The following is a 12098-nucleotide window of genomic DNA, read 5'->3' on the forward strand; positions in this document are numbered from 1 at the left end:
CTGCTCTTCCGCGCGGCTCAGCTCGCGAGGAGCTCCTGGTAGTCGGGATGCTCGGCGATGAACTCGGCGACGAACGGGCACGCCGGCACGATGTGGGCGCCGAAACGCTCGTGCGCGTCGTCGAGAGCTGCTCCGACGAGCGTGTCGCCGAGGCCCTCGTGGCGGCGAGCGGGGGCGATCTCGGTGTGCAGGAAGACGACGTCGGCACCGCGGCGGGCGTAGTCGGCGAGTCCCACCGCCTCGCCGTCGACCCACAGCGTGTAGCGGGAACGGTCTTCGTCGTGGCGCACTTCCGAGGTCATCGCGTCACTCTACGCCGGGCCCAGGGGAGGCCCGCCGAGGCCGGGACTGGACCCGTCGGCGTGTCCGGGGGCGCGCCACGGCCCTGGCACAATTGCCGAATGCCCACCCGCTCCGCGACCGCCGACGGCGTTCCCGGAACCCACAACGCGGTGTTCCATGCCGAGAACCTCGAGGTGTTGCCCCTGCTGGAGGACGGCGCGTTCACCGTCGTCTACCTCGATCCTCCGTTCAACACGGGGCGTGCGCAGGTGCGCACCTCGACGACCTCCGTGCGCTCGGCGAGCGGCACGATCGCAGGGTTCAAGGGCCGCAGCTACGAGCGGATCCGCGGCGACCTGCTCCGCTACGACGACCAGTTCGACGACTACTGGTCGTTCCTGGAGCCGCGGCTCGCCCACGCCTGGCGCCTGCTCGCGGAGGACGGCACCCTCTACCTGCACCTCGACTATCGGGAGGCGCACTATGCGAAGGTGCTGCTCGACGCGCTCTTCGGCCGCGAGTGCTTCCTCAACGAGATCATCTGGGCCTACGACTACGGGGCCAAGGCGACGCGGCGCTGGCCGACCAAGCACGACACGATCCTCGTCTACGTGAAGGACCCGCGCCGCTACCACTTCGACTCCGTCGCCGTCGACCGGGAGCCGTACATGGCGCCCGGTCTCGTGACGCCCGAGAAGGCGGCGCGGGGCAAGCGTCCGACGGACGTGTGGTGGCACACGATCGTGTCGCCGACGGGGCGCGAGAAGACGGGCTATCCCACTCAGAAGCCGGAGGGGATCCTCCGCCGCATCGTGCAGGCGTCGAGCCGCGAGGGCGACGCGGTGCTCGACTTCTTCGCCGGCTCGGGGACGACGGGGGCCGTGGCGCACGCGCTGGGCCGGAGGTTCGTCCTCGTCGACGAGCACGCGGACGCGGTGGCCGTGATGCGTCGGCGCTTCGCCGAGATGGAGCCTCCGCCGCTGTTCCTCTGACGGGCGGCACGTGTGGACGTTCGTCAGCTGCTCGAGCGCACGATCAGCTCGGTCGGCATGAGCGTCCGTTGCTCCATGGGCAGTCCCTCGATCCGGGCGGTGAGCACCTCAGCCATTCGGGCGCCCAGCTCGACGGGACGCTGCCGCACCGTGGTCAGCGCGGGCACGGCGCGCCGGGCGAAGGTGTCGTCGTCGAAGCCGGCGACGGCGACGTCCTCGGGGATGCGGCGGCCCGCCTCCCGGAGCGCCGCATAGGCGCCCACGGCCATCTGGTCGTTCGCGGCGAAGACGGCGTCGAGCTCGGGCTCTCGAGCGAGGAGGCGTCGCATCGCTTCGGTCCCGCTGTCGGGTGCGAAGTCGCCCCACTCGACGAGATCGTCGTCGAGCCCGGCGTTCGAGAGCGCCGTGCGCCAGCCGATCAGCCGGTCCACCCCGGGAGGCATGTCGGCCGGTCCGGCGATTGTCGCGAGGCGTCGCCTCCCGCGCTCGATGAGGTGCGCGGTCGCAGCGGCCGCCCCCTCTGCGTTGTCGACGTCGACGTAGTACGAGCCGCGCTCCTCCGGAGCGAGCGGCCGACCGCCGAAGACGACCGGGAGCGAGCCCGAGAGCGCGGCGTACGAGTGGTCACCCGAGTGGTGCGAGACGACGAGTGCTCCGTCGACGTTGCCGCCGAGGAGGTAGCGGCGGGTCTTCTCGCCGTCGGTCTCGGACGCGATCAGCATCGACAGCGTGTAGTCGGTGTCGGCGAGACGCATCGCCGCGCCCTGCACGATCGACGCGAAGAACGGGTCCGCGAACACGCGCGCCGTCGACTCGGGGACGATCAGGGCGATCGATTGCGCGCGTCGCGACGCGAGCATCCGTGCCGCGTGGTTCGGCACGTAGTCGAGCTCGTCGATCGCCTTCTCGACCGCGGCGACGATCTCGGCCGCCACCTGCGGCGCACCGTTCACGACGCGCGAGACGGTCGCGCGCGAGACTCCCGCGCGCGCGGCGACCATCTCGAGCGTCGGTGCGCGTCCCGCGTTCCGAAGAGACTCCGTCATCGCTCAGCCCAGCCGCTCGGCCGCGCTGCCGCCGATCAGGCGCGCGTAGACGAGGCCGGAGTCCTTCACGGTCCGCTCCTGCGAGTCGTAGTCGACCCGGACGATGCCGAACCGCTTGTCGTAGCCCCACGCCCATTCGAAGTTGTCGAGCAGTGACCACACGAAGTAGCCGCGGACGTCGGCGCCCTGGTCGATGGCGTCGGCGACCTTCTCGACGTGGTCGAGCACGTACTGGGTCCGATCGAGGTCGTGCACGCGGCCGGACTCGACGACATCGTCGTAGGCGGCGCCGTTCTCGGTCACGTACAGCGGAGGCAGGTTCTCGTACTCGAGGCCGAGGCGGGTGAGCAGGTAGCGCAGGCCGTCGGGGTTTACCTCCCAGTCCATCGCGGTGCGTGGCAGACCGCGGGAGGGGAAGGTGAGGAACTCCGAGCCCACCCACGGCGAGCCGAGCTCGCGCTCGGTCGCCTGCGCGAAGTCCTCGGCCCCCTCGGGCAGCGGATGAGCCGAGACGTTGTCGTCGTGATAGTGATTCACGCCGAGGAAGTCGAGCGGGAGGGAGACGAGGTCGAGGTCCCCGTTGACGACGAGCTCCTCCAGTCCCAGGCCGGCGATGTCCTCGAGAAGGTCCTCCGGGTAGTCGCCGCGCAGCAGAGGGTCGAGGAAGATGCGGTTCTGCAGCGCGTCGAAGCGGCGAGCGGCATCGAGATCGGCCTCGTCCTCGGGATCGTCTGGGACGGCGTTCGAGAGGTTCAGGGTGATGCCGAGGTTCTGCGCTCCGAGCTGACGCAGCGTCGAGACCGCGAGCCCATGAGCGAGATGGGTGTGGTGCACGGCCGCGAGCGCGGCCTGCTGCGAGATCACGCCGGGAGCGTGCACGCCGGCGCCGTACGAGAGGAGCGTCGAGCAGAACGGCTCGTTGAACGTCGTCCAGTGCTCGACGCGATCGCCGAGGTGCTCGTACACCGCCTCCGCGTAGTCGCGGAAGCGCTCCGCGGTATCGCGGTTCGTCCAGCCGCCGGTCTCCTCGACGGCCTGCGGCAGATCCCAGTGGTAGAGAGTGAGCCACGGGAGGATGCCCGCGCCGAGCAGCTCGTCGACGAGGCGTGAGTAGAAGTCGAGGCCCTCGGGATTGATCGAGCGGTCGCCAGGCTTGACGCGCGACCAGCTCACCGAGAAGCGGTACGAGCCGAGCCCCAGCTCCTTCATCAGCTGCACGTCGGCGGGCATGCGATGGATATGGTCGACGGCGACCTCGGGGGTGTCTCCGTTCGCGACCGCGCCGGGCACGCGCGCGAAGGCATCCCAGATGCTGTCTTCTTTGCCGCCCTCGTGGCCGGCCCCTTCGATCTGGGCCGCGGCGGTGGCCGAGCCCCAGAGGAATCCGACGGGCCAGTCGCGCACGGCGAGGCGCTCGGCGCGCTGGCTCTGCTGAGAGAGTGTCGGCGAGGGGAGGGAGGGGGTGGGGGCGGCGCTCATTGCAGACTCCTTCGGCGGCTGTCCTGCAATTCTAGAGTGCTGGTAGAGCGCTCTCTCGGTGCAAGCTCAGGGGCGCATCGCGACGAGCCCACCCGCGGGGAGGGAATCGTCGCGATGCGCCCACGTGCGATGGTCAGGCGCGGTGCGCGCCGTGCCCGTCACGCGTGATGGTGCGGAGGGAGTCGGTCGTCACGTCGGGAGCGATGCTTCCCGCGGCCAGGTCGGCACCGGCCCGCGCCGCGAGCTGCGGATCGGTGCGACGCAGCTCCGCCGCATCCTCGGCCGCGAGGTCGTGCGCCTCCTGCATGGCCGACTTCGCCCGCAGCGGCGGAGTCTTGAGGAACCACGAGAGCACGAAAGCCAGCAGCACCACGCCCAGCGAGACCGTGAACACGGTGACGGTCGCGTCGTTGAAGCCGGTCAGGAAGGGCGCCGAGAGAGCCTTGTCGGCGGTGTTGAGGAACGACGTGTCTCCGTCGAGGGCAGAGCCGATCGCCGCGGAGTCTTGCGACTGCAGCAGCTTGAGGATGCCCGCGTTCGCCGGGTTCGACACCACACTCGGGTCGGAGACAGCGCGTTGCAGATCGCCCGACAGGGTCGGGTTCTTGAATGCGGCGGCGATCGTCTCCGGAATGCGGGTGAACAGCACCGAGAAGATGACCGCCGTGCCCAGCGTTCCACCGATCTGACGGAAGAACGTGGACGCGCTGGTCGCGACTCCCATGTTCGCGACGTCGACGGAGTTCTGCGACGCGAGGGTGAGCGTCTGCATCATCTGCCCGAGGCCCAGGCCCAGCAGCAGCATTCCGCCCATCATGAAGACGACCGGCTTGTCGATCGAGACGAAGGTGAAGTAGAAGAACGCGGCCGACATCAGGAAGGTGCCCACGATCGGGAAGGCGCGGTAGCGACCGGTGCGCGAGATGATCTGGCCCGAGACGATCGAGGCGATCATCAGGCCGAGGATCATCGGCAGCATCAGGAAGCCGGACTCGGTCGGCGTGGCACCGTCGACGAGCTGGAGGTACAGCGGGATCGCCATCATCCCGCCGAACATGCCGAAGCCGACGAGCACGCCCAGGATGGTCGCCATCGAGAAGGTGGGCGAGCGGAAGAGCTTGAGGGGGATCAGCGCGTCGTCCCCCATCATCCGCTCAGCGAGGATGAAGCCCGCGATGCCGAGGCCGCCGATGATGTAGCAGACCCAGGCCACGGCCGAGCCCCAGCCCCACTCGCGCCCCTGCTCGGCGATCAGGAGCAGCGGGCCAGCGGCGACGATGACCAGGGCTGCGCCCCACCAGTCGATGCGGACCGAGCGAATGCCGGCGCGCTTGGGCAGGTGGAGGAAGCGCACGACGATGAACAGCGCCACGGCGCCGATGGGCAGGTTGATCAGGAACACCCAGCGCCAGCCGGTGATGAAGAGGATCTCGGGTGTGCCCGCGAGGACGCCGCCGATGAGCGGCCCGACGACGCTCGAGATGCCGAAGACGGCCAGGAAGTAGCCCTGGTACTTCGCGCGCTCGCGCGGCGGGAGGATGTCGCCCATCACGGTCAACGCGAGAGACATGAGTCCACCGGCGCCAAGGCCCTGCACGGCGCGGAAACCGGCGAGGCCGAGCATGGAGGTCGAGAACCCGGCGAGGGTCGAGCCGATCAGGAAGAGCACGATCGCGATCAGATACAGCGGTCGCCTCCCGAAGATGTCGGAGAGCTTGCCGTAGATGGGCGTCGCGATCGTCGAGACGATCAGGTAGGCGGTGGTCACCCACGCCTGTTGGGAGAGGCCGTCGAGATCATCCGCGATGGTGCGCATCGAGGTGCCGACGATCGTCTGGTCGAGGGAGGACAGGAACATCCCCGCCATCAGCCCGAAGATCACGAACAGGATCTGGCGGTGGCTCATCACGGCACCCGACGGTGCCGCGGGTACGGAGTGCGAAGTAGAAGCGGTATCGGCCACGAGGGTCCCCTTGTCTGGCGGACGCGTCCAGGCACGGCGATCCGCCGCAAACATTGCGTGCTGCGCAAAGTTACACCGCGTGCGAGGGTCACGACAGGGGCTGCGGCGAGCCTGAGCAGGATCTCAGGAGGAGCGGTCCGGGCGACGGGGAGTCAGAGCTGCGCGGCGACCGCCTCATCGGCCCAGCCGGCCTCGCGCAGCGCCGCTCGCGCCTCCGCACGGGCCGAGTACGGCGTACGCACGCCGCGAATGTCGCGGTAGTCCTGGTGCCCCGGGCCGGCCCAGAGGATCGCATCGCCCTCCTGCGCGAGAGCGACGGCCACGCGAATCGCCCGCTCGGGCTCCTCCACCTCGTGCAGCTCGGCATCCGGCCGCGCCACGCGAGCCGCCTCCATCAGGGTGCGGCGGATGGAGGCGGGGTCCTCGAAGCGGGGATGGTGGTCGGTGACCACGAGGACATCGCTGCCGGTCACCGCCGCCTCCGCCATCGCCGGACGCTTGAGCGCGTCGCGGTCGCCGTCGGCCCCGAACACCATGATCACGCGACCCGGCGTCACGGCGCGCACCGCCGCGAGCGTGCGCTCGAACGCGTCGGCGCTGTGGCCGAAGTCGACGTAGACGGTGGGTCCGCGCTCGCCCGAGACGCGCTCGGTACGGCCGGGGAGGGAGGCGTCCAGCCCGCCGTCGCGGTGGAGCGCCACGCGGATCTCCTCGAGCGGCCACCCCGCCTCGGCCAGCATCGCGATCGCGAGGCCTGCGTTCGCGGCCATGTGCGCGCCGAGGATCGGCACGGATGTCGTGATGCCGCGGCCCTCGCGGTCCTCGATGCGGAAGTGCGTCCGTCCGAACTCCTGTTCGAGCACCTGCACGCGCCAGTCCGCGTCGAGGTGGGGGAGCGAAGTGATCGTGGTGACGGGGACGCCCGCGAGGTCAAGGAGCCGTTCGCCGGCGGTCGAGTCGAGGGAGACGACTGCGCGACGGGAGCGCTCGGGCTGGAAGAGCTGCACCTTCTGGGCGAAATAGGTGTCCATGTCGCCGTAGTCGTCAAGGTGGTCGTGGCTGAGGTTGGTGAAGCCGGCGACGTCGAAGACGACTCCGTCGACCCGATGGCGTGTGAGCGCCTGCGCGCTGACCTCGATCGCCGCCGCGCCGACTCCCTCCTCCTCCATGCGGGCGACCAGCGCGTGCAGCTCGGTCGCCTCGGGAGTCGTCAGCCCGCTGCGCACGGCCGTGTCGCCGATGTGCCGCTCGGCCGTCGAGCTGAGGCCGGCTACCACGCCGAGCTGGCGCAGGAGCCCCTCGATCATGTGCACGGTCGATGTCTTGCCATTCGTGCCGGTCACGCCGAAGAGGGCGGGAGAGCGCCCGGTCGTCCCGTAGACGGCGGCGGCGACGGCGCCCAAGCGGGAGCGCGGATCCTCGACGACCAGCACGGGAAGGCCCGTTGAGCGCGCGGCCGTCTCTCCGGCAGGATCGGTGAGCACGGCGACGGCCCGCCGCTCGCGTGCCTGCGCGACGAAGTCGGCGCCGTGGCGGTGCACACCCGGAAGCGCGACGAAGAGATCGCCCGGCTCGACCTCCCCGGCGACGAGGGTGACGCCCGACACCTCGGTCGACGCATCGTCGCCCTCTGGGCCGAGTTCGAGGGTGCGGGCGAGCGCGGCGAGGGGGATGGTCGGCGCGTTTCGGGGTCGGAGCATGATGTCCTCTCGTCGCCGATCGCGCGAGACCTGACTCCCAAGGGGCGGAGGTGGGCGCGATCGGGGCTGTCGGCGGAGGTCGGGGGCCCTCCAGCGATTCCTTCGAATCTATACAGACATATCGCGCGAGGGGATGACTAGACAACGGGGCCGCCGCGTGCTTCGCCAGCGCGCACACCGGCCCCTTCGAGGAGTCCTGTCTAGGCTCGGAGGATGACGTCGAGCGAGAATCACAGCGGGGCGCAGAGCCCCGTCCGGCGCCGGGCCATCCTCATCGGAGGCGTCGCCGCGGCGGCCGGTGTCTCGGCCTTCGGCGTCAGCAGGGCGCTCGGGAGCGGGGGAGGGGTCGCAGCTCCCGCGGTCCCGTCGACCTCCGCAGCGGCCGTCGTCGAGAGCCCGACTCCGACTCCGAGCCAGACCGCCTCCCCCTCGCCCACCCCGAGCTTCGACCTCTCTGCCCATTCGATCGACGATCCCGCGAGCATCTGGGTCGTGGTCAACAAGCTCCGCTCGCTCGACCCCGCCGACTACGCACCGGCGGACCTCGTCTTTCCCGACGTCTCGTACGTGAACCGCCAGCCCATGCGGCAGGCGACGGCGGACGCTCTCGTCCCTCTGTTCGCCGCCGCCTCGAGCGAGGCGGGACTCTCGCTCGCCGTCCAGAGCGCCTACCGCTCCTACGAGACTCAGGTCAGCGTCTACGCGGGCTGGGTGTCGTCGCGGGGGCAGGCCGGGGCGGATGCCACCAGCGCGCGGCCGGGGCACAGCGAGCACCAGACCGGCTGGGCGGTCGACGTGACCGGCGCGTCCGGCACCTGCGCGCTCGAGATCTGCTGGGGCGATACTCCGGAGGGTCGCTGGGTCGACGCGAACGCGTATCGCTTCGGGTTCCTGGTGCGCTATCTGGCCGACACGACTCCGATCACGGGGTACGAGTCGGAGCCGTACCACCTCCGCTTCGTCGGCACCGAGCTCACCCGTTATCTGCACGACTCCGGCATAACGACGCTCGAACGGGCATTCGGGCTTCCGGATGCGCCCGATTACGCGCCCGGAACGACGAATTAGCGACTCCGGCACTCAGAGTCGGATGAGATCGGGCGTGACACACGCCGCTCGTTACCGTACTGTTATTCGGAGCCCTTTCGGAGGCCCGTCTGACGGGTCTCCCACCATCGCCTGGTGACATGGCCGCTTCCCCCGCTCCTCCGGCACGGACCCCCGACCGTGCAGCCGATCCGTGAGACCTCTGTGCCCCGTCGTTCCCCCGTTCAGTCCCCCTCCTCCGTGACCCCTCGGTCCTCCCCGCCGCCCCGCCCGTCGCGCACGGTTGCGCCCGCAGATCCCCCGAGCTCGGACGGCGCGAGACCGCTCGCCGCGCCACCGCTGACCCGCCGCGAGGCGCGCGAACGCGAGGGCCGCCTCCGCGATGCCCCGCGCCCCTCGGCGCCCGCATCGCCGCGCATCGCGGAAAGAGCCGCCTCCGCCGCTCCGCCGAGTGCCTTCGCCTCCCGCCGCGATCGCCGCGCCGCCGAGGGCCGCCGCGCGCACGCGTCGCGCGCCGGCGCCTCCTTCTTCCGTCCGACGACGAAGCACCTCGTCCTGGCGATGTCGGGCGGACTCGTCGTCGTGGCCGTCGCCTCGGGTGTCGGCCTCACGGTGGGCTCGACCGAGTCGGCCGAGTCGGCCTCCGCGAGCCCCTCGCCGACGAGCGTGCCGATGCTGCCGACGACCGCCCCCGCCTCCTCCCGCGTCGCGCTGAGCGCGGTCTCGACCACGTCCGGCACGGTCGCCGGCGGCACGAGCGTCACCCTCTCGGGCGCGAACCTCGACGCGGTCGCCGCGGTCCGCTTCGGCGGCTCCGAGGGCACGGTCGCCATCGACAACCCCGACCAGATCACCGTCACCGCGCCCCCGGCGAGCGGGCAGACCGAAGGAGTCGTGCCGGTCGCGTTCTTCGACGCGAGCGGGGCGCCTATCACCTTCGATGCCGTGACGGACGCTGCGGCGGCCGTGACGGTCGACGGTGCGCCGGCCGACACCGTGCAGTCCGCGGTCGACACGAGCGGCGAAGACCTCGACACCACGGCCGCACCCACCGCCCAGCCCGCGGCGGACGTCACCGCACCGACCGCCACTCCCCCTGCCGAAGCGGATGCCTCCGCCACGGCCGAGCGCATCGCCACGGAGCCCACCCCTACCGGTGTGCTGGCCGCGGCGAAGGTCGTCGCCTCGGCGATCACCTTCGCGTACACCCCCGACCCCGCGGTCGAGGCGGCGAAAGCCGAGGCCGCTCTCGCCGCAAGCCGCCTCGCCTCGCAGCTCGACTACCTCCGCACCTACTGGTCCGACTACAACAGCGCCCAGTACGGAGTGATCGGCGGCAACGACTGCGTCAACTTCACCTCGCAGTCGCTCATCGCGCGCGGCTGGACGATGGACGGCGAGTGGAACTACTCGCGTGCCGCCGGGTACAGCTCCGCCTGGGCCTCCTCGACGGCGTTCAACGCCTATCTCACGGCGCACCCCGAGCGGGCGACCCCGATCGCGAACTCGCAGCGCGAGAGGGTCAAGCCGGGCGACATCGTGCAGTTCGACTGGGACGGCTCCGGAGACTGGGACCACACGGGCGTCGTGACGAGCGTCACGGGAAACACGATCCTGTACTCCTCGCACACGGCCGACAATCACGATCAGAGCGTCGACTCCGCCTCGGCCGCGCGCATCATGTTCTGGGGCATCTGAGCCGGCGACGCCACACCCCGGACACGTCGAAGGGGCCGTCACCGCTCAGCGGGGACGACCCCTTCGGACGATTCCTACTTCCTGAAGACGTCCTTGACGTCTTCTCCGACCTTCTTGGCCTGCGCCTTGGTCTGGTCGGCCTGACCCTCGGCCTCGAGGCGCTCGTTGTCGGTCAGCTTGCCGACCGCCTCCTTCGCCTTTCCGACCAGGTTCTCGGCCGCGTTGCGGATCTTGTCATCAGCACCCATGAGGGGCTCCTTTCGTTCGATTCGGTTCTTCTCCGGCGAGTGCCGGAGACGGTGAGGGCGGAGGCCGCGTGGATCAGGCCACGCGGTCCTCTTTCGAGAAGCCGGCGCGTGCACTCGAGGCGATCTCGAGGACGACGGGGAGGCGTGCTCCCAGCAGCCGGTCCATCGAGACGACCTCCTCGTGCACGGCGTCGACCACTGCACGGGGAGAGACGCCGGCGCGGGGGAGTGCGCGGACCTTGAGGGCGGTCTCGGAGCCGTGGCGGTACGCCGAGACGGTGACGTCGAGGAGGTCGCCGCGACCCGCGAGCGCGTTCTCCAGGACGTCCTCCGCGAACCCGGTCGCGATCTCGATGCGACCCGCCGGCCCGGCCCCGTCCGCCTCGTCGGTCAGCACGGTGCCCGTGCGTCCTCGGCCGTGGGCCAGGGCCAGCGCGAGGGCGAGCACGATGCACAGGAGGCAGATCCCGACGATCGCGTAGAGAGGCCACAGGACCGCGGCGTCGCTCCACGTCGTGCCCGCCTCGGGCGAGATCCGCGAGACGAGAGCGGCCCCCCGACCTTCGCCGAAGGAGGCGACAGAGTCGCGGACCGGCTGCGAGACGGCGACGAGGGTGAGCCCGGCGGCCACCGCGGCGAGCACGAGCCCGACGAGGAGCAGCACGAAGCGATTGACGAAGCGGTTGCTCGTGGTCATCAGATCCTCCCGGAGTCGGCGACGCGCACGGAGGCGCGCGGCGCGGGCGCGGCGGCGATGCGGGCGAGCTCGGCGTCGACTGCCGACTGCACACCGTCGCGGTCAACGGCGATTCCGGACGAGGGCGTGATCTCGACGATCGCGGAGCGACGCCCTACCGAGGCCCTCGTGTCCTCGCGCCGCGAGCGGGCACTCGTGCGAGCGGTGCGCGCGAGGGCTGAGGCGATCACGCCGTCGTCGACGACCACGGCAAGGCGATCATCGTCGATGGTGTGTCGGGCGCGGGCTCCGGGCGCCACGGCCAGCACGATCAGGATCAGCGCGAGCACTCCCACGACCACGGCGATGCCGATCAGCGCGCCGGAGGCGAGCGACCCGACTCCGACGATCGCCGCCAGGATCGCCGAGGGGGCGAAGAGCAGCGGTGCGGCACCGATCACGGCGAGCACCGCCTCCGTGCCGACGTAGGCGGCGACCAGGGCGAGGATCGCCAGGACGACGATCTGCGCCGCGGATCGGGAGCGGTGCGTCTCGCGTCGCAGATAGCGGCGGTAGTGCGTGTCCGGAGCGAGGGTGCGCGCCGGGGTCGCGGAACTCATACGACTCTCCTCGTGGGTCGGGTGCGGGTGCCGGTGACGCGGACGTCCACCCGGCTGACGGAGCGACCGGTGAGGGCCTCCATCCGGGAGGCGATCCGGGCGCGGCCTCGGTGGAGGCGCTCGAGCACCGTCTCGGACGAGGCCGGGGCGTCCGGGTCGACCACCACGGGGGTGGTGACAGCGAGTGCGAGCCCGCCATGATCGTCGGAGAGGTGGACGCGGATCGCGGAGAACTCCACGTTCAGCTCCTCGTGCACGATCGCCGACGCCATCCGCTCGATCGAGCGCGCAGAGACGGTGACGGTGCCCGCCACCGCTGCGGGACGCGTGTCGAGAACGGTCATGAC

The 12098-nt window shown here is 70.7% G+C and carries 12 protein-coding genes; 3 read left to right on the top strand and 9 right to left on the bottom strand.

Annotation, left to right across the window (positions count from 1 at the left end):
- Positions 1-17: 17 nt before the first annotated feature.
- Positions 18-302, bottom strand: coding sequence for a GNAT family N-acetyltransferase (locus ITJ45_RS03060; RefSeq protein ID WP_194607348.1), 285 nt, complete (start codon positions 300-302; stop codon positions 18-20).
- A gap of 99 nt (positions 303-401) precedes the next feature.
- Here ITJ45_RS03060 and ITJ45_RS03065 point away from each other — a divergent pair, with 99 nt between their 5' ends.
- Positions 402-1274, top strand: a complete 873-nt coding sequence (locus ITJ45_RS03065; RefSeq protein ID WP_194607349.1) for a DNA-methyltransferase — start codon at positions 402-404, stop codon at positions 1272-1274.
- A 23-nt stretch (positions 1275-1297) separates the two neighbouring features.
- Here ITJ45_RS03065 and ITJ45_RS03070 read toward each other — a convergent pair whose 3' ends face one another.
- From ITJ45_RS03070 to ITJ45_RS03085, 4 genes are all read right to left on the bottom strand, one after another.
- Positions 1298-2320, bottom strand: a complete 1023-nt coding sequence (locus ITJ45_RS03070) for a LacI family DNA-binding transcriptional regulator (RefSeq protein WP_194607350.1) — start codon at positions 2318-2320, stop codon at positions 1298-1300.
- A 3-nt stretch (positions 2321-2323) separates the two neighbouring features.
- Positions 2324-3799, bottom strand: coding sequence for a GH1 family beta-glucosidase (locus tag ITJ45_RS03075; protein ID WP_194607351.1), 1476 nt, complete (start codon positions 3797-3799; stop codon positions 2324-2326).
- A gap of 133 nt (positions 3800-3932) precedes the next feature.
- Entirely contained in the window at positions 3933-5705 is a 1773-nt protein-coding gene (locus tag ITJ45_RS03080) for an MDR family MFS transporter (protein ID WP_194607352.1), read from the bottom strand.
- A 209-nt stretch (positions 5706-5914) separates the two neighbouring features.
- Complete coding sequence (locus tag ITJ45_RS03085; RefSeq protein ID WP_194607353.1) at positions 5915-7462, bottom strand: Mur ligase family protein; 1548 nt, start codon at positions 7460-7462, stop codon at positions 5915-5917.
- A gap of 213 nt (positions 7463-7675) precedes the next feature.
- Here ITJ45_RS03085 and ITJ45_RS03090 point away from each other — a divergent pair, with 213 nt between their 5' ends.
- Both ITJ45_RS03090 and ITJ45_RS03095 read left to right on the top strand, forming a co-directional pair.
- On the top strand, positions 7676-8530 hold the full coding sequence (locus ITJ45_RS03090; RefSeq protein WP_194607354.1) for a M15 family metallopeptidase: 855 nt from the start codon (positions 7676-7678) through the stop codon (positions 8528-8530).
- Positions 8531-8749: 219 nt separating this feature from the next.
- Entirely contained in the window at positions 8750-10207 is a 1458-nt protein-coding gene (locus tag ITJ45_RS03095) for an amidase domain-containing protein (protein ID WP_194607355.1), read from the top strand.
- Positions 10208-10281: 74 nt separating this feature from the next.
- Here the strand turns inward: ITJ45_RS03095 and ITJ45_RS03100 are convergent, their stop codons facing one another.
- The 4 genes from ITJ45_RS03100 to ITJ45_RS03115 all read right to left on the bottom strand — a co-directional run bounded on the left by ITJ45_RS03100 (position 10282) and on the right by ITJ45_RS03115 (position 12095).
- Positions 10282-10455: a CsbD family protein gene (locus ITJ45_RS03100; protein WP_194607356.1), complete on the bottom strand. Its 174-nt coding sequence runs from the start codon at positions 10453-10455 to the stop codon at positions 10282-10284.
- 73 nt (positions 10456-10528) lie between these two features.
- Positions 10529-11152 (bottom strand): hypothetical protein, encoded by a 624-nt coding sequence (locus ITJ45_RS03105; RefSeq protein WP_194607357.1) that lies wholly within the window; start codon positions 11150-11152, stop codon positions 10529-10531.
- Positions 11152-11751 (bottom strand): hypothetical protein, encoded by a 600-nt coding sequence (locus tag ITJ45_RS03110; RefSeq protein ID WP_194607358.1) that lies wholly within the window; start codon positions 11749-11751, stop codon positions 11152-11154. Before ITJ45_RS03110 ends, ITJ45_RS03105 begins: the two co-directional genes overlap by 1 nt.
- On the bottom strand, positions 11748-12095 hold the full coding sequence (locus ITJ45_RS03115; RefSeq protein ID WP_194607359.1) for a hypothetical protein: 348 nt from the start codon (positions 12093-12095) through the stop codon (positions 11748-11750). Before ITJ45_RS03115 ends, ITJ45_RS03110 begins: the two co-directional genes overlap by 4 nt.
- Between the last annotated feature and the right edge of the window lie 3 nt (positions 12096-12098).

It is taken from the genome of Rathayibacter sp. VKM Ac-2879 (genome assembly GCF_015351245.1).
In the GTDB taxonomy this organism is placed as follows: Bacteria; Actinomycetota; Actinomycetes; order Actinomycetales; family Microbacteriaceae; genus Rathayibacter.

Coding starts and splice junctions, on each gene's coding strand:
- ITJ45_RS03060 (WP_194607348.1), bottom strand. CDS start 302: ATGACCTCGGAAGTGCGCCACGACGAAGACCGTTCCCGCTACACGCTG.
- ITJ45_RS03065 (WP_194607349.1), top strand. CDS start 402: ATGCCCACCCGCTCCGCGACCGCCGACGGCGTTCCCGGAACCCACAAC.
- ITJ45_RS03070 (WP_194607350.1), bottom strand. CDS start 2,320: ATGACGGAGTCTCTTCGGAACGCGGGACGCGCACCGACGCTCGAGATG.
- ITJ45_RS03075 (WP_194607351.1), bottom strand. CDS start 3,799: ATGAGCGCCGCCCCCACCCCCTCCCTCCCCTCGCCGACACTCTCTCAG.
- ITJ45_RS03080 (WP_194607352.1), bottom strand. CDS start 5,705: ATGAGCCACCGCCAGATCCTGTTCGTGATCTTCGGGCTGATGGCGGGG.
- ITJ45_RS03085 (WP_194607353.1), bottom strand. CDS start 7,462: ATGCTCCGACCCCGAAACGCGCCGACCATCCCCCTCGCCGCGCTCGCC.
- ITJ45_RS03090 (WP_194607354.1), top strand. CDS start 7,676: ATGACGTCGAGCGAGAATCACAGCGGGGCGCAGAGCCCCGTCCGGCGC.
- ITJ45_RS03100 (WP_194607356.1), bottom strand. CDS start 10,455: ATGGGTGCTGATGACAAGATCCGCAACGCGGCCGAGAACCTGGTCGGA.
- ITJ45_RS03105 (WP_194607357.1), bottom strand. CDS start 11,152: ATGACCACGAGCAACCGCTTCGTCAATCGCTTCGTGCTGCTCCTCGTC.
- ITJ45_RS03110 (WP_194607358.1), bottom strand. CDS start 11,751: ATGAGTTCCGCGACCCCGGCGCGCACCCTCGCTCCGGACACGCACTAC.
- ITJ45_RS03115 (WP_194607359.1), bottom strand. CDS start 12,095: ATGACCGTTCTCGACACGCGTCCCGCAGCGGTGGCGGGCACCGTCACC.